General features: G+C 45.5%; 18 protein-coding genes. 2 read left to right on the forward strand and 16 right to left on the reverse strand.

Going from position 1 to position 17,634, the window contains the following annotated elements; genetic code table 11:
• Positions 1-71 precede the first annotated feature (71 nt).
• Entirely contained in the window at positions 72-755 is a 684-nt protein-coding gene (locus tag WBM30_RS04210) for a transposase (RefSeq protein WP_424899527.1), read from the forward strand.
• Between the two features lie 35 nt (positions 756-790).
• Positions 791-1,639 carry an IS3 family transposase gene (locus WBM30_RS04215; protein WP_424899528.1) on the forward strand — a complete coding sequence of 283 codons (849 nt, stop codon included), beginning with the start codon at positions 791-793 and terminating at the stop codon, positions 1,637-1,639.
• Between the two features lie 138 nt (positions 1,640-1,777).
• Here the strand turns inward: WBM30_RS04215 and phoU (WBM30_RS04220) are convergent, their stop codons facing one another.
• The 16 genes from phoU (WBM30_RS04220) to prfB form a co-directional block, all read right to left on the reverse strand.
• Positions 1,778-2,446: a phosphate signaling complex protein PhoU gene (gene phoU, locus WBM30_RS04220; protein WP_424899529.1), complete on the reverse strand. Its 669-nt coding sequence runs from the start codon at positions 2,444-2,446 to the stop codon at positions 1,778-1,780.
• Between the two features lie 43 nt (positions 2,447-2,489).
• Positions 2,490-3,254 (reverse strand): phosphate ABC transporter ATP-binding protein PstB, encoded by a 765-nt coding sequence (gene pstB, locus WBM30_RS04225; RefSeq protein WP_086629386.1) that lies wholly within the window; start codon positions 3,252-3,254, stop codon positions 2,490-2,492.
• A gap of 12 nt (positions 3,255-3,266) precedes the next feature.
• Entirely contained in the window at positions 3,267-4,034 is a 768-nt protein-coding gene (gene pstB, locus WBM30_RS04230; RefSeq protein WP_424899545.1) for a phosphate ABC transporter ATP-binding protein PstB, read from the reverse strand.
• Between the two features lie 72 nt (positions 4,035-4,106).
• Entirely contained in the window at positions 4,107-4,991 is an 885-nt protein-coding gene (gene pstA / locus WBM30_RS04235) for a phosphate ABC transporter permease PstA (protein WP_424199872.1), read from the reverse strand.
• A gap of 2 nt (positions 4,992-4,993) precedes the next feature.
• Positions 4,994-5,911: a phosphate ABC transporter permease subunit PstC gene (gene pstC, locus WBM30_RS04240; protein WP_106449386.1), complete on the reverse strand. Its 918-nt coding sequence runs from the start codon at positions 5,909-5,911 to the stop codon at positions 4,994-4,996.
• Between the two features lie 99 nt (positions 5,912-6,010).
• Positions 6,011-6,871: a phosphate ABC transporter substrate-binding protein PstS family protein gene (locus WBM30_RS04245; protein WP_424899530.1), complete on the reverse strand. Its 861-nt coding sequence runs from the start codon at positions 6,869-6,871 to the stop codon at positions 6,011-6,013.
• A 376-nt stretch (positions 6,872-7,247) separates the two neighbouring features.
• A complete protein-coding gene (gene phoU / locus WBM30_RS04250; RefSeq protein ID WP_424899531.1) occupies positions 7,248-7,922 on the reverse strand; it encodes a phosphate signaling complex protein PhoU in 675 nt (224 codons plus the stop codon).
• 66 nt (positions 7,923-7,988) lie between these two features.
• Positions 7,989-8,738 carry a phosphate ABC transporter ATP-binding protein PstB gene (gene pstB, locus WBM30_RS04255; RefSeq protein ID WP_424899546.1) on the reverse strand — a complete coding sequence of 250 codons (750 nt, stop codon included), beginning with the start codon at positions 8,736-8,738 and terminating at the stop codon, positions 7,989-7,991.
• 50 nt (positions 8,739-8,788) lie between these two features.
• Complete coding sequence (pstA, locus tag WBM30_RS04260) at positions 8,789-9,661, reverse strand: phosphate ABC transporter permease PstA (RefSeq protein WP_424899532.1); 873 nt, start codon at positions 9,659-9,661, stop codon at positions 8,789-8,791.
• A complete protein-coding gene (gene pstC / locus WBM30_RS04265; RefSeq protein ID WP_424899533.1) occupies positions 9,661-10,590 on the reverse strand; it encodes a phosphate ABC transporter permease subunit PstC in 930 nt (309 codons plus the stop codon). Before pstC (WBM30_RS04265) ends, pstA (WBM30_RS04260) begins: the two co-directional genes overlap by 1 nt.
• 86 nt (positions 10,591-10,676) lie before the next feature.
• Positions 10,677-11,642 carry a PstS family phosphate ABC transporter substrate-binding protein gene (locus WBM30_RS04270; protein WP_424899534.1) on the reverse strand — a complete coding sequence of 322 codons (966 nt, stop codon included), beginning with the start codon at positions 11,640-11,642 and terminating at the stop codon, positions 10,677-10,679.
• Between the two features lie 219 nt (positions 11,643-11,861).
• Entirely contained in the window at positions 11,862-13,622 is a 1,761-nt protein-coding gene (pnpS, locus tag WBM30_RS04275) for a two-component system histidine kinase PnpS (RefSeq protein WP_424899535.1), read from the reverse strand.
• Positions 13,619-14,350 carry a response regulator transcription factor gene (locus WBM30_RS04280; RefSeq protein ID WP_424899536.1) on the reverse strand — a complete coding sequence of 244 codons (732 nt, stop codon included), beginning with the start codon at positions 14,348-14,350 and terminating at the stop codon, positions 13,619-13,621. The genes pnpS and WBM30_RS04280 overlap by 4 nt, the downstream gene beginning before the upstream one ends.
• A gap of 357 nt (positions 14,351-14,707) precedes the next feature.
• A complete protein-coding gene (ftsX, locus tag WBM30_RS04285) occupies positions 14,708-15,595 on the reverse strand; it encodes a permease-like cell division protein FtsX (RefSeq protein ID WP_424899537.1) in 888 nt (295 codons plus the stop codon).
• Positions 15,585-16,271 (reverse strand): cell division ATP-binding protein FtsE, encoded by a 687-nt coding sequence (gene ftsE / locus WBM30_RS04290; RefSeq protein ID WP_086629500.1) that lies wholly within the window; start codon positions 16,269-16,271, stop codon positions 15,585-15,587. The genes ftsX and ftsE overlap by 11 nt, the downstream gene beginning before the upstream one ends.
• A gap of 202 nt (positions 16,272-16,473) precedes the next feature.
• Positions 16,474-17,590, reverse strand: a protein-coding gene (prfB, locus tag WBM30_RS04295; protein ID WP_199902984.1) for a peptide chain release factor 2 whose coding sequence is annotated in 2 segments (ribosomal slippage) — positions 16,474-17,517 and positions 17,519-17,590 — 1,116 coding nt in all. Because the reading frame shifts where the segments join, the coding sequence is not laid out codon by codon here.
• Positions 17,591-17,634 lie beyond the last annotated feature (44 nt).

Here is a 17,634-nt window from a genome sequence, read left to right on the forward strand (position 1 = left end):
TGATAAGCTCCCAATAAAGTAGACAGTAGAAATAACAAAAATTTCTATTCTACTTTATTGGGGGTTTTTTTATGCGAATAAATAGGCGTTGGACTGTGGAAGAAAAAGTAAACATCGTTAAAAAATATTTAGAGGAAGGCATCTCCTTCAGTAGATTAGCAAGGGAGTATGAATGTAGTGACCGTTTGATTTCCTCTTGGGTACGCAGATATAAAGAAGAGGGAACCGATGGTTTGAGACGTCAAAGAGTAAAACAAAATTATTCAGAAAAATTTAAGTTAATGCTCATCGGCGAGGTAGAAAATGGACAATCCCAAGCTGAAGTGACGAAGAAGTATCATCTTAGTTCCGATTCCCTTTTATCCTCCTGGATCCAACGGTATACTAGTGATAATAGATCAACTAGTAAAGGGAGATTGCTTGTGGCTAACGGGAGAAAAACAACACTTGAGGAACGGTTAGAAATTGTCTCATTCGCTTTAACGCATGAAAAAAATTACCAAACCGCAGCGGATCAGTACCGTGTTTCTTACCAGCAAGTTTATAGTTGGGTACGGAAATACGAATTGGAAGGGAAAGAAGGATTAGTCGATCGTCGTGGAACGAAACGGAAAACGGTCGAAGAAATGTCAGAAGTGGAGCGATTAGAAAACGAATTGAAAGAAGCAAAACGAAACAATCGCCAACTCCAGATGGAAAATGACTACTTAAAAAAGTTGAAAGAGATCGAGCAGAAGTTAAGGGGCTATCGTTAGTTCGTCATTTACCAGCGTATTTAACCATTCAATCCTTGCATGAAGAAGAGGGATATCCGATTGAAAAATTATGCGACATTGCGGGTGTAGCTCGATCCGCCTATTATAAATGGTTAAACCAAGAGGTTTCCGAGCAGGAACAGCACCAGAAGTTTTTGGCGGAAATTATTCTCCTTATCCACTATGATCCCGAAGTGAATAAAACATATGGTTATCGTCGGATGACGCTCACCCTATCCCAATGGGGTGTGAAGTGCAGTTGGAACAGCGTACGCCGCATTATGCGAATCCTTGGGATTCAAGCAGAAATTCGGAAGAAACGGAAAACCTATTCTTCTGTCAATCCAAGTCATTTAGCGGCGAACATTTTGAACCGTAATTTCACAGCAGAACATCCTAATGAAAAGTGGTGTACTGATATCACGGAAGTGAAAGACACCCAAGGGAAAAAGGCCTATTTGAGTGCGGTTATTGATCTTTATGACCTTTCCATCGTAGCGCATAAATTATCTACGAGGAACGATAACCAACTTGTCAAAGAGACGATTGATAAAGCTTTTCAGAAGAATCCCGGCGCGCAACCCCAGATTCATAGCGATCGTGGTTCACAGTATACTTCGTATATGTATCAAGCATTGATAGGGGAATATAAATTCACTCAAAGCATGTCCCGTGCTGGCTGTTGTCTGGACAATCAACCGATTGAACGTTTTTTTGGCACCTTAAAGGCAGAATATTATTATCGACATAAATTCTCCCACACGGAGGCCCTTGAACAAGGCCTTGATAAGTACATTGACTACTACAATTGGCGAAGGATTACGATCAAATTCCGCGGTCTATCGCCTATGGTTGTTCGACGGCAGTATCAAATGGCTAGCTAACCACGTCCGTCGGACGAACAAAAAAAGACTTGTATGATGAGTAAAATCATACAAGTCTAAAATCAAAACTCATTTTTACTTTTTTATACTGTCTACTTGACAGGTAGCTGTTCATTTGGCATCACAACGCTTTTCTCATTAAATTTTATGGTGGACATTCAATTCTACGACTTCTCCGGAATCCAAGTAAATGATCCACTCGGAGATATTCGTTACATAATCGCCTATTCTTTCCAAATAAGTCGAAATGCGCATGTAATTGGTCCCTCCGAAAATGATGTCAGGATCCTGTTTCATCTGCTCGATGCAGCTTTCGTAGATATTTTTTGCACGTTCATCTATTTCTGTATCCCTTGCAGCAATCGCGCGTGCCCGTTCAACATCCATGACGACGTAAGCATCAAGCACTTCCTTTACCATCGCCATGACCAACAAGGCAGCTTCCGCGATAGCCGTTTCGATATCGGTATCATGCTTGCTGCCTTTCACTTTGATCGTTGATTTTGCGATACTGACCGCATGATCTCCGATCCGTTCCAAATCCGCACTGGCTTTCATCACGGTCACGATTTTACGTAAGTCAGTGGTGACTGGTTGTTGCAAGGCTATCAATTCGAAACATTCGAGCTCCAAGTCGTTCTCCAGTGCATTGATGGCTGCATCTTCATCTATGACTTGCTGCGCTAATTCTTTATCATGCGTGACGAAAGCATCCACTGATTTATGGATCGCTTCGTTGACCAACACACCCATTTTCAAAAATTGAGCGTGCAAACTCTTTAATTCCTCTTCAAAAACTCGTCTCATCACAAACCAACCCCTTTGTAAATATTTTTCATTATGCAACGGATCAGCCGAAACGTCCAGAAATATAATCTTCCGTTTGTTTTTTCTTTGGATTGGTGAAGATTTGGCTGGTTTCACCGAATTCAATTAATTCTCCGCTCAAGAAAAAGGCAGTATTATCAGAAATCCGCGATGCTTGTTGCATATTGTGCGTAACAATAATCATCGTGTACTCGTTTTTCAATTCCATAAGCATCCGTTCGATCTGAGCACTGGAAATTGGATCCAACGCGCTCGTCGGTTCATCCAACAAAATGACTTCAGGTTCGATCGCCAAGACCCGGGCGATACAGACACGTTGCTGCTGTCCTCCTGACAAAGATAAAGCACTCTGATCCAATTTATCTTTGACGTCATCCCATACAGCGGCTTTCTTAAGACTCTCTTCCACAATCCGGGCGATTTTTTCTTTGTCCTTCATTCCGGCGATGCGTAAGCCATAGGCTACGTTGTCGAATACTGAAAATGGAAATGGGTTCGGTTGTTGGAAAACCATGCCGACCTTTTTCCGCAACTCTACAGTATCCATTTGCGGACTGTAGATATCCTGATCATTGAAACTGATTTTCCCGGTGACCGTCACATCCGGGATCAAGTCATTCATACGATTTAAGGTCCTTAAATAGGTGGATTTTCCGCATCCGCTCGGCCCGATCAGAGCCGTAATTTCTTTTTTATGGAAATCAAGCGAAATGCCCTTCAACGCTTCGTTCTTTCCGTAATATAAATGTACATCACGCGTTTCAATAATGGGTTTTGTGCTGTTCACGTTGCTTTCCTCCTAGCCGAAATGCCCAGAAACATAATCTTCCGTCTGTTGAATCTTCGGACGGGTAAAGATTTTTCTGGTCTCATCATATTCAATGACATTGCCCAAATAGAAGAACGCTGTATAGTCACTGATCCGCGATGCTTGTTGCATATTATGTGTAACAATGATAATCGTATACTTTTCCTTCAACTCCAGCAAGGTTTCTTCGACTTGAGAAGTCGATATCGGATCCAACGCGCTGGCCGGTTCATCCAAAAGCAGGATATCCGGTTTCAGTGCGATCGCCCGTGCGATACAGAGACGTTGCTGTTGGCCGCCCGAAAGTGCTAAGGCGCTTTTGTTTAACTGATCCTTCACTTGGTCCCACAGGGCAGCTTGTTTCAGGCTGGTTTCGACGATTTCGTCCAATGCCGACTTGTCTTTCATGCCGTGCCTTCTCAGTGCAAAAGCGATGTTCTCATAAATCGATTTGCTGAAAGGATTCGGTCTTTGGAATACCATTCCAATATTTTTCCGTACTTCGAATACATCGACTTCAGGTACGTTCACATCAATGCCTTGGTAAATGATTTCCCCAGTCACCTTTGCGCCGGGAACAGCGTCGTTCATCCGGTTCAGCGAACGAAGATAAGTGGATTTTCCGCACCCGCTCGGTCCGATCAGCGAGGTGATTTTATTCTTTTCAAATTCCATGGAAACGCCTTTGATTGCTTCAAAATCGCCATAATGAACATGCAGATCATTTGTCTTCAGGGTAACTTCAGCCTCAGGACGCATCCGGATGATATTCGTTTCCAGTGTTTTTTCATTCCCCATCAAGGGTCCCTCCTTCAAATCAATTTTCCGGTTCTATGCTGAAGTAGCCTTCTTCTGCAATCTTCTGCCCAAACTTCTGGCGGTCAGATTGAAGATGAGGACCGCCAACACCAGTACTGCTGAGGCACCAGCGGATACTTGCGCTCCATCCGGTTTCACGCCTTCACTGTTGATTTTCCAGATGTGTACAGCCAATGTTTCGGCAGGTCGGAAAATATTCAACGGACTTGTGATGGATTGCGGATTCCAGTTTGTGAAATCCAAAGCCGGAGCGCTCTGCCCGGCTGTATAGATCAATGCGGCTGCTTCACCGAAAATACGGCCCGCAGCTAAAATCATCCCGGTCAGAATACCCGGCAAAGCAGCCGGCAGAATGATCAACGTCACTGTCTCCCAACGGGAAAGCCCCAACGCCAATCCAGCTTCACGCTGGGAAGATGGGATCGCCCGCAAGGAATCTTCAATCGTGCGAGTCAAAAGCGGCAGATTGAAGATGGTCAGGGACAAGGCTCCCGAAAGGATCGAGAAGCCAAAATCATATTGGATGACGAAAATCAGGAACCCGAAGAGTCCGACTACAACTGACGGTAAGGAACTCAAAACTTCGATAGCAGTACGGATGATGTCGGTAAACCAATTTTGAGGTGCATATTCCGAAAGGTAAATCGCCGCTCCCAACGCTAGTGGCGTGCTGATCAGCATCGTCAGGATTAAGAGGTAAAAGGAATTGAATAACTGTACTCCGATTCCGCCGCCTACTTGGAAGGACTTTGCCGGTGCCGTCAGAAATTCCCATGAGAACTGGGGCAGGCCGCGCCATAAGATAAAGAGCAGCAGACTTGCCAGAATAAGGATGATCGTTCCGGAAAACAGATAGATCAGGCCGACCATAAATTTGTCTACTTTTTTGGGATCCATGTTCATTTTTTAACGGCTCCTTTCTTACCGATGTAGCGTGTCAAAATATTGAAGAATAAAGCCATCAAAAGGAGAATGGTCGCCAATGACCAGAGGACATTGTTTTCCAAAGTTCCCATAACGGTGTTACCCATGCTCATCGTCAAAATGCTTGTCAATGTCGAAGCCGGCGTCACCAGGCTGTTCGGCATCAAAGTCGCATTTCCGATGACCATCTGAACAGCCAAAGCTTCTCCGAAAGCACGCGCCATCCCGAAGACGACCGCTGTCATAAGGCCTGGGGTAGCTGCCCGCAAAACCACTTTATAGATGGTCTGCCAGCGCGTCCCTCCCATAGCAAGGGAAGCTTCCCGGTAATGACGGGGGACTGCGTTCAAAGCATCCACTGACATGCTGGTCACGGTCGGCAAGATCATGACGAACAGGACCAAGGTGGAAGAAAGAATACCGAATCCGGTACCGCCGAACAACGAGCGGACAAACGGCACGACAACCGTCAAGCCGATGAATCCGTACACGACCGACGGAATACCGACAAGTAGTTCGATGACCGGTTGCAGTATTTTTTTCCCGGATTTCGGTGATATTTCCGTCATGAACAAGGCTGCAGCTACGGCGAACGGTGTCGCCAAGGCTGCGGAAATCAAAGTAACCAAAAATGAGCCTGCGATCATCGGTAAGGCTCCGACCAGGGGTGTGCCGTCATCAGCGACGGTACCGGGGTTCCAGATGCTTTTCGTCAAAAAATCCCCTAGTGATACGCCATCCGTAACAAAGGTGGATATCCCTTTGCTGGTAACAAAATATAGAATGGACAGCACGATGAAGACGATGACTGCAGTGCTGATCAGACTGATGGTGCGTCCAAATGATTCCAATCTGCGTTTACTTGACTTTTTCATTAAGTTTCCTGGTGTCATTTCCAAGAGAAACCCTCCTCTTAAACTTTGAGCAGCAACGAAAGGCGCCGACCTCCGAAAAGGCGGCCGCCTTTCATCACAATAATATTTCAGTTGCTGTTATTCGATCGGTGTTACGTTTCCTTCAATGTCCCTATCGACCTTCATCTCTGTGGAAGGAATGTATCCCAACGCCTCGATCAGATTTCCTTGGACATCCTCGGACAGCATGTAATCCAGGAATTTTTTCGTCAATCCAGTCGGTTCGCCATTCGTGTACATGTGTTCATATGCCCAGATGACCCATGCGTTAGTCGTAACGTTCTCTGGTGTCGGCTTCACCCCATCGATCGAAAGCGCCTCGACATCTTCATTGACATACGAGAACGATACATAGCTGATGGTGCCTGGTGTTGAAGCAACAATCTGACGGACGGTTCCGTTGGATTCCTGCTCTTGAGTGATGATGCTTTCTTCTCCGGCCAGAACCCATTTATCGAATGTCGCTCTGGTACCGCTGCCCTTCGCACGATTCAATACGACAATCGGCAGATCCTTTCCGCCCAATTCGGACCAATTGCTGTATTTGCCCGTAAAGATGCCGCGCAACTCTTCCATGGAAAGATCCGTCACACCGACGCCTGGCGTCACAATCGGCGTGATGCCGACGATGGCAACACGGTGGTCCACCAATTGACTGGCATCGATCCCTTCCCTCTCTTCAGCAAAAATATCCGAATTGCCGATGTCGACCGCACCTGCAGCAATCTGGCTCAAGCCTGTTCCGGTACCACCGCCTTGGACATTGACGAATTTCCCGAGGTTTTCCGCACTGAATTGTTCCCCAGCGGCCTCCACTAAAGGCTGCAGCGCAGAAGAGCCGACCGCGGTGATGGATTCCTCATCGACTACAGGTCCGCAGGCAGATAGCGCAAAAACGGCAGCGAGACTGACTATGGCTGAAACATATCTTAATTTCATTGTTGACCTCCCATGTATTTACCTTGAACACATACTTATCCATCGTAACGAATTTTTGTAAATGTTTCGTATCTCTTTTGTAAATTTTATGTAAATCCACCATATGTTTTATCGATGGAACATTGTAACGTTGATTTTACGTTATTTTTCTGTAAATTTACTCTATGATTATCCACATTATAACAAATTGGCGGAACGCTTGTCTTATATCTGGTGCAGAAATATATATTACATTTTCATGAGTGTTTTCAATCCCCAGCTTTTGGACGCTATTTCTGAAAAGCACAAAAAAAAAGCTAGGAAGATGCCATGCAATCGGATCCGATTGCATGGTCTTACTAGCTTTACCTTTTCTCATCTTACATCCATAAATCTGTCAGTCTTCAAATTTGTTGTTTGTGTTCAATTCGATGATTTTACCTGTACCCAGGTAAATGATCCATTCACAAATATTTGTTACATAATCGCCGATCCGCTCGAGATAGCCGGCAACCATGATGTAATCTGTCGCTCCCAGAACGAGTTCCGGATCAAGTTTCATCTCTTCGATGGCGCGCCCGTAGATATGTTCGGCGGCTTGATCGACCAATTTATCGCTCAACGCAACTTCTTTGGCTTTTTCAATGTCGGTTTTGATATAGGCAGCAAGTACTTCCTCCACCATGACCTTTACTTTTTCCGATTGTTCAGCAATCGCTGCTTCGATATCGGAATTGCGCTTGTTCCCTTTTACCCGGATAGTCGACTTCGCGATACTGACGGCATGATCTGCCATACGCTCCAAATCCGCGCATGCCTTCATGATGGTAACGATTCTGCGGAGGTTGCCGGTGACTGGTTGATGCAACGCAATCAATTCAAAGCATCTTTTCTCGATTTCCGCTTCTCTTTGGTTGATGGCGATATCACTCGCTATTACTTCCGCAGCAAGCTCTTTATCATGATTCACAAAACCTTTAACAGATATGTAGATTGCTTCATTCACCATTTTTCCCATTTCAGAGAAAAGTACGTGCAAATCCTGCAATTCTTCTTCAAAAATCTTTCTCATCTTTTCGCCCCCTGTTACATGTCATTATGCATCACAGTGCATCCCTTATCCCATTATAGCCCAGTCTTACCCGAATTTGCCAGAGATATAATCATCTGTACGTTTGTCATTCGGATTGGAGTAAATGATTTCCGTCTTATCATATTCTACCACTTCTCCATTTAAAAAGAAGGCCGTTTGGTCCGAAATCCGGGCTGCCTGTTGCATATTATGGGTAACGATGATGATGCTGTAATCTTTTTTCAAAGTCTGGATAAGTTCTTCGACTTTAGACGTCGAAATAGGGTCCAATGCGGAAGTCGGCTCATCCATCAAAAGTACTTCTGGCTCTACTGCAAGACTTCTGGCGATGCACAAACGTTGTTGTTGCCCACCGGATAACCCAAAGGCATTCTGCTTCAGACGATCTTTTACCTCATCCCAAAGAGCTGCACCCTTCAAGCTTTTTTCGACAATCTCATCCAGAACATTTTTGTCCCTGATGCCATGGATTTTCGGTCCGTATGCGATATTTTCATAGATCGATTTTGGGAAAGGGTTCGGTTTTTGGAAGACCATCCCCACATCTGTACGCAGCTGTTCCACTTTGTATCTTGGATCAAAAATGTTTTGTTCATTATATTTGATTGATCCCGTCATTTTTACAATCGGAACCAACTCGACCATCCGATTCAAGGTTTTGATGAAAGTGGACTTGCCACATCCTGATGGTCCGATGATCGCCGTGACTTCTTTCGTTGGAATATCAAGTTGGATGTTTTTCAGGGCGTGTGTATCTCCGTACCATAAGTTGAAATCTTTCACGCTGTAGATCATTTTTTTATCTTTTAAGCTAACTTCTGGATTCAAATGAGTACCCTCCTAATTTAATAACGCTTCGAGAATTTATTGCGAATATAGATCGCTAATGAGTTCATGATGACCAACATAAGCATCAAGACAATACTTCCTGCTGCAGCGACTGCCTGGAATTCTTCTTGGGGCCGTCCTGCCCAGTTGAAAATTTGGATTGGCATTGCCGTGAACCCGGATAAGATGCTTTCCGGAACAAAAGCAATAAAGGTCATCGCTCCGATCATCAATAGCGGTGCAGTCTCCCCGACCGCCCTTGAGAGAGCCAATATCGATCCGGTAAGAATGCCGGGCACTGCTGCCGGGAGCACGACTGTCCGGATTGTTTGCCATTTCGTGGCACCCATCGCATAAGAGGCCTCATATTGTTCCTTTGGAATGGCGCGAATCGCTTCTTGGCTGGAAACAACGATTACAGGCAAAATCATCAAGCTCATGGTCAAACCGCCCGCCAGGACGCTTCGGCCCATTTCCAGCAAGCGGACGAATACCGTCAGCCCCAAGAGCCCGAAAACAATGGACGGCACGCCGGAAAGGTTCGAAATGTTCAACTCGATGAAGTGTGTAAATTTATTATCGGGAGCATATTCCTCAAGATAGATCGCCGTTCCGACACCCAGAATGAGGGATACTGGAGCGACAATGGACATAATCCAAACGGTACCATAGATGGCGGCTTTGATGCCGGCGTCTTCCGGTTTTCTCGATGCATAATTGCTCAAGAAATCCCAATCAAGGTAGCTGGCTCCTTGCGAAACGATCCGTATGACCAGGATGGCCAAGACAACGATACCAAAAAAGGTAGCCAGAAAAAAGAGTCCTTTAAACACGTTATTCAGCATCAGCCGATTATTGATTCTTTTATTGTTCTTCTCTACTAATTTCATCAATATTCCTCCCTAAAACGACGAGACACATAATTCGCCAAAAGGTTCATCAACAAGGTAAAGAGGAACAAGGTCATCCCTACCGCATAGATACTATAATAGATAGTTGAACCATATGTGGCATCTCCCATACTGACCTGAACGATGTAGGAAGTCATCGTCTGGATGGATTCTGTTACATCAAGCGTAAATTTAGGAGTGGATCCAGCAGCTGTTGAAACGATCATCGTTTCGCCCACCGCACGTGAGATTCCCAACACAATGGATGAGATGATCCCCGACAAGGACCCTGGCAAAATAACTTTAAGCGCCACTTCCAAACGGGTAGCCCCCAAAGCCAATGCTCCCTCGCGCATGGCGTTCGGCACAGCGCCCATCGCTTCTTCCGATAAGGACGTAATCTGCGGGATGATCATGATCCCCACGACAATCCCGGGGCTCAGCGCATTGAATATCGGTAGATTCGGGATAAACGTCTGCAGCAAAGGGGTAACGAAAGTCAAGGCGAACAGCCCGTACACTACCGTAGGAACTCCGGCCAAAACCTCCAGAACCGGCTTGACGATTTTTCTGGTCCGTTCGGTTGCATATTCGCTCAAATAGATGGCTGAGGCTAGGCCGAGCGGTACCGCGACGAGCATCGCAACGCCGGCTATCAAGAATGTTCCACTCAATAACGGCAAAATCCCAAAACTGGGATCATTTTTGAAGAAAGGATACCACTCTTTTCCGGTAAGGAATTCCAGGATCGGAACGTCACTGAAAAATGTGAACGTTTCTTTTGCCAACGTGAACACAATCCCAAAGGTGGTCAGGATTGAAATGGTAGCACAGACCAGAAAAAAAAGAGGCATTGCTTTTTCTGTAAATTGCAAAGATTTTTGTCGTGAACTTTTTTCGTTCATCAAGTCTTTGACAGATTTGGACATATTGATTCTCCTCTAATAAAGATGAGATGCAAGGGAAGCAAAACGCTCGCTTCCCTCACATCCCTTAGTCATTGATTTAGTTTTGTTTATTTCAAGCCTTCCAGTGTAGTCAAAGCGGCTTCATAAGATTCAGCCGGTAGTGCTACATAGCCAACTTCAGCAGCCATTTCAGCAGCATTCTCCAAAGTGTATTTCGTGAATTCATAAACATTTTCATTTTTCAATGACTCGTTCTTCACGTAGATGAACAATGGGCGAGAAAGCGGCTCATAAGATCCATCTTGAACGGTTGTATCGTTAGGTGTGACTGCTTCGCCTGTACCGTTTACGATTGGAACAGCCTTAACGATGTCACTGTTTTCCAGGAAGTATGCATATCCGAAGTACCCGATAGCATTTGCGGATCCGGAAACACCTTGTACCAAAACATTGTCATCTTCAGATAATGAAGCTGCTTTGTTGATTTGTGCGCCATCCAAGATCACTTCATCAAAGTAATCGTACGTCCCTGAGTCAGTACCTGGGCTGAACAACTCGATTTTTTCTTCCGGCCAGCCTTCACGGACATCCGCCCATGTTTCTACGCCAGTTCCTTCTGTCCAGATCATTGCTAATTCTTCGATGGTCAATTGATCTACCCAGTCGTTATCGCTGTTCACAACTACTGTCAAGCCGTCCAAGGCAATTTGGAACTCTGTATATTCAATGCCGGCTTCTTCTAATAAGGCGATTTCTTCATCTTTGATCGGACGGGAGGCATTACTGATGTCTGTTTCGCCTGCGATGAATTTCTCAAATCCGCCACCTGTGCCGGATACACCGATAGTAGCTTTGAGATCCGGATTTGCGATTGAAAATTCTTCTGCTACAGCTTCCATGATCGGGAATACTGTGGAAGATCCATCCACTAAGATATCATTGCTTGCAGTTGTGCTTTCTGTTGCCGCACCGCTTTCTGTTGTTGCGTCTCCTCCATCACCATTGCCACAAGCTGCCAATGTAGCGCCGATAGTTAAAGCCATTGCGAATTTAGATAATTTGCCAAAGTTCATTTTTTACCATCCTTTATGTTGAGGTTATTTGAACGTCATTGCCTGTTCACATCCCTAATATTAACGGTCCATTGTTAATTTCCTTGCGGTTTCATGTAAAGTTTTTGTTGAGATGCCCTCTTTTTTGTAAATGTTTTGTAAACGATCCTTCTGAATCCAAGAAAAAAAGCTCTACAGACGCGTTTTCCGCCTGTAAAGCTTTTGTATTTGAATCTATTCTTATATAGGCAATGTAACCGTAAATGTCGTTCCTTTCCCCTGTTTACTTGCCACGGTCACCGTTCCGTTCATATTTTCAACCAGATACTTCACGATTGATAAGCCTAATCCGGTACCTCCGGAGTTGCGGCTACGTGCTCTGTCGACGCGATAGAATCGTTCAAAGACTCTTCCCAAATCGGCTTCCGGTATCCCGATCCCATTATCGGCAACATGCAGACGGACTTTCTCCGCCGTCTTTTCGACAGTGACCGTGATATGCCCTCCGGCTTGCGTATACACTACCGCATTGTTGATCAGATTCGCCAATATTTGCTTCAAGCGGTTCGGATCCGCATGCAGCGTAACGAAATCTTTTTCAACTAATTCCAGCGTCATGTTCTTCTCTTTCACTTTCTGATTGACCAATTGGAATGTCGCCAACACCGCTTCCGATACGTTCACTTCCTGCAGAGTGAGCGGAACTTGGCGCTGTTCCAACTTCGATAATTCCAATATGTCATTCACCAACAGATTCAAACGAGTACTTTCAGCCAAAATAATCTCCAAAAATTGCTTCAGGATGACGGGATCTTCCATTGCACCGTCCAACAAAGTTTCAGCGAATCCTTTTAAGGCTGTGACGGGTGTCCGGAGCTCATGGGATGCATTGGCAACAAAGTCGGTACGGACTTTCTCCAACCGTCGGATTTCGCTTATGTCATAGAGTAGGACGATCAGGTTCATTTCGCCCGGCTTCTTGCTTGTAATCGGCACGATATTGGCATCCACTACCCTATCTTTTGGGTAGTAAAAATAAATTTCGTCATTCTGCGGCTCTCTGTAAGTGTAAGCTCGTTCAATCATATGGCTGAGACCATAACTGCTTACTGCCTCAACATACGATTTGCCGACCAATGATTCTTCACTTTCGCTCAACATTTCTTGCATAGCGGCATTGACCATTGTGATTTCCTTCTGATCATCCAAAAGCATCACGCCGATGACTAAATGATTGATCAACCCCGTAAGCCGTTCATCATTTTGCTTGATCTCATTCATTTGGTTATCCAGACTCTCAGCAAGTTCATTGATGGTTTCACCCAATTTCTGAAAATCACCGAAGCCTTTCCCTTTATAGCGCGCATCGTATTGGTGGTCGGAAAGTTTTTTGGCGACGTCCATAACGGCATCGATGGGTCTGCCGATACGCTTCGTCAAAGCATAAGTGAGTATGAACGCTACCACCAAAGCCAATAGGATAAAGACGTAAAGGGACTGTTCGATGCGTTGGCTGACCGTCAAGGCGCTCAGCGGTCTGGATAATCGGATAATCGCAACGATGGTGCCTGCTTCATCATAGATGGGTACAGCTACATAATACAGCTCCTGATTAGTGCTTTCGCTCTTTCGCTGACCTGTTCCGTAAGCCTCCCCGGAAAGCACCTCTTGAATTTCTTCCCGGCGCAGATGATTCTCCAGATTAACTGTAGTGATCTGCGAATCATAAAGAACAACTCCGTCGGTATCGACCAAAGTGATCCTGTCTTCCGTGAAAGCATCGATTTTATCCAGTTCTTCTTCAACAAAAACCCAATCATTTCCCTCCGTACTGTTTTGGAGCAGTGTACCCACTATTTGAGTCTGTTCAACAAGTAGCTCGCTTTGCAAGTTCCGCGTGTAATTTCCTAACACTGTGTCCAGAAATATTCCGAAAGCCACACTGAACAGCGCGAAGATCAGCACAAATGTGGCAAGCATCCGCAATTGCAGTTGCTTCATGGCTTAGCTACCTCGAATTTATACCCGAAACCTCGGACCGTGCGGATGTATTGCGGATTTTTGGTATCTTTTTCGATCTTTTCGCGGAGATGGCTGATGTGCACATCGACAATGCGCGTTTCTCCCGCGTAATCAAAATTCCAGATGGCGTTCAACAACTGTTCCCGGCTCAGGATGCGGTTGGCGCGCTTCGCCATATAAAGCAACAATTCAAATTCTTTCGGCGTTATTTCGATCAATTCTCCCTCAACATGAACTTCGTACAGCTGCGGAAAAATCGTGATTTCGCCCACTTCAATTTTTTCTGTTTCCTCTTCCGTCAATTTCTGTTGGGCAGACGCAACCGGTTCAGCCGGAAGCGTTTTGTTTGTCCTTCTTAAGATAGCTTTCATCCTGGCCAACACTTCGCGTGGGCTGAACGGCTTCGTCATATAGTCATCCGCACCCAACTCCAGGCCGATGATCTTTTCCAACTCATCATCCTTCGCTGTCAAAATCATGATCGGTGTATCAAATTTTTCCTGTCTCAGACGTTTACAGATGTCCATGCCGTCCATCGACGGTAGCATCAGGTCCAAAATAATGAAGTCAAAAGGATTCGAGATGGCCAAGCGGTAGCCTTCCGCTCCGTCGGTGGCAGTTGTCACCTCGTAGCCGTCTTTTTCCAAGTTGAAAGCCAACAATGTAACGATGGATGGTTCATCATCCACTAACAAAACCTTTTTCATGTTTCCTCCTCTGACCTTTTGGGGTCCGCGATGGCGACTGCCATCCCATGTATTTTACGAATATCGGTATTCTAAGCGCCTAAGCTTCCTGTCTGGCTCGCTTCCTTTTCAGCATACTAAAAATGTTGGAAAACGGCAATTCAGATATTACTCGCTATTTTTTGTTTCTTAAACCAGAAGTCTCCCAAAAGTGCGCTGTACAGGAGATTCCGTAAGGTTCAAGAGCAATATTCGCATAAGAAAATAATAATTGTAGCTTGTCGGTTTTCAGGGCAAAAACAGCACTTCATGCATCAGAAAAAAGGTTCCAGCCATACAGTTGTATGACTGGAACCTTTTTTGAACTCGAATTATTTTTTAAACTTTCAGGAATCGGCGCATCGAGAATACGGAACCAAATGCCCCGATAAAGATGCCGATGCCCACCATCAGAAGACTGATGTAGAGAAGGAATGGATTCGGAGTCAAGAGCCCGAAGTTTGTGCCTGCCAAGTAGTCCCCGCTCACATCAAAAATGAAGCGGTAAAGGAACACGAGGAAAGTCATGGGAATCAATGCCCCTATCAATCCGATAATGGCTCCTTCAATCAGGAAAGGCCATCTGATGAAGCTGTTTTTTGCGCCCACCAAACGCATGATTTCGATCTCCGTGCTGCGGGAGAAGATGGTGATTCGGATTGTGTTGGAAATCAGGAATACGGCAACCAACAACAAGCCGATGATGATGACGAGCCCGATCGTACGGATCGTCGCAATCGTCTCAAACAACTTATCAGCTGTGGCACCGCCGTATTCGACCTGAGTGACATACTGCATGGCGGATGCTGCTTCAGCTACCGCTTTCGTCTGCTCGGGAGCCGTCGTATTCAGGACATACGCATCATACAACGGATTGGCATCCCCACCGAACAGGTCGAACTCATCGCCGTAGCTGCCGATGATTTTATCCAATTCCTCGTCCTTGCTTGAGAAACTGATCGATTCCACATTGGCGATGTTCTCCAGTTCCGTCTTCAGCGCTTCCTGCGCGGCCGGATCGGCCGCCAGATCGATATAAACTTTTACACTCACATCATTTTCGACGTCGGAAGCCAATTTGTTCACGTTCAAGAGAATCCCGGTAAAGGAGCCCACAAGCAGCAAAGTCAGCGCCACTGCACTGATTGAAGCTATCGACATCCAGCCATTCCGGAACAGGCTTTTGAACGCATCCCTTATGTGTCTCATAAATGTTCTAAATTTCATATCCATATTCTCCTTCTTGTTGATCTCGGACAATACGGCCATTCTCAATTGCTAATACACGGTGTTTGATGTCATTAACGATTTGGCTGTTATGGGTTGCCATCAGAATTGTCGTGCCTTGGTTGTTGATTTCTTCCAGAATGCGCATGATTTCCATCGACGTATCCGGATCCAAGTTACCTGTAGGCTCATCCGCAATCAGGACGCCTGGCATGTTCGCAATCGCACGCGCAATCGCAATCCGTTGCTGCTCCCCACCAGAAAGCTCATTCGGGAACATCCGGACTTTGTGCTTCAGTCCAACCAAATCAAGCACTTCCAATACGCGCTTCTGGATGACTTTCGGACTTTTTTCGACTACTTCCATCGCGTAGGCGATGTTTTCGTAAACGGTCAGTTTCGGTAATAGTTTGAAATCTTGGAAGACTACGCCCACAAAACGGCGCAACAACGGGATTTCCTTTTCCTTCATGGTCGTTAAATTATATTTGCCTACTTGAACTGTTCCTGAGGATGGTTTTACTTCGCGGTACATCATTTTGACAAAGGTTGATTTGCCGGCTCCACTGGGGCCTACAATATAAACAAATTCCCCTTGCTCGATCTTCACGCTCAGATTATTGACCGCCGTAATGCCGTTGTTGTATTTCTTAGAGACATTCAGCATTTCAATCATTTTATCACCTGTCTTTTCTTTTTTTCCTTGCTGCCGGTCTGAAAGCTTCAGTGGCCGCAAGAATGCTTCCCTATTATAGCACGTTGCGTAAATATGTCTGTTTTAGTTTCTTTACAAGTATGTGTCAATAGTTTCTCAGAAGTCCAGCTGAATCCTCATTATTCCTGCTCACGTTTGGCCATTTTTCATTCCGTTGCGGATCTTACAGTTCTTCCTGATCCATCGTCATTTTCAGATAGGCATCGATAAAGGCGTCCAGATCACCGTCCATGACGGCCTGTACATTACCCGTTTCATAGCTGCTTCTGTGGTCTTTTACCATGGAATAAGGATGGAATACATAAGAACGGATCTGCGAACCCCAACCGATTTCTTTTTGTTCTCCACGGATGGCTGCCAGTTCTTTTTCACGCTCTTCCTCTTGCAGTTGATACAGTTTTGCCTTCAGCATCCCCATAGCGGTATCCCTGTTCTGGAATTGGGAACGTTGCGCCTGGCTCGCCACAACAACGCCGGTCGGGATGTGTGTAATTCGGATAGCTGAGGACGTCTTGTTGATGTGTTGTCCGCCTGCTCCGCTGGCGCGATAAGTATCCACACGGATGTCATCCGGATTCACTTCTATCTCCGTATCGTCCGCAGCGATCTCCGGCATAACGTCGATCGAACAAAAAGAGGTGTGCCTTCTTCCGGCAGAGTCGAACGGCGAGATACGGACCAAACGGTGCACGCCCCTTTCCGAACGCAGGTAACCATAGGCGTTCAAACCCTTGATAAGGATCGTTACGCTTTTGATTCCGGCTTCATCCCCGCTTTGATAGTCCAACGTCTCGACGTCAAAGCCTTTTTTATCGGCCCAACGCGTGTACATGCGGAAAAGCATGCTGCCCCAATCCTGGGATTCCGTTCCGCCAGCACCCGGATGAATTTCCAAAATGGCATTGGATTTGTCGTGCGGTCCGTTCAACAGCATCGTCAATTCATATTTTTCCAGCGCTTCCGTAAATTCTGTCGTTTTTTCGGTCAATTCTTCTAGGTATTCCGGATCTTCATCCTCTTTTACCATTTCATATAAGACTTCGAGGTCTTCATACTGCGCTTCCAAACTCTTGTAGGTATTGTAGACTACTTTTATTTGGTTCGATTGATTGATGACTTCCTGCGCCGCTTCGGCATTGTTCCAAAACTCAGGATCCAACATGCGATCGTCGAATTCCGCGATATCCGTTTCCAGGCCATCTAAGTCAAAGAGACCTCCTGAAGCTTGAGATTTTTGTTTCTGAACTTTCCAATATTGCTTTGATTTCACTTAATTCCATTTGATTTCCTCCTAGATTCGACAAAAGAAGGATGGGTCGGGATA

Source organism: Trichococcus sp. (assembly GCF_049684335.1).
Classification (GTDB): Bacteria; Bacillota; Bacilli; order Lactobacillales; family Aerococcaceae; genus Trichococcus.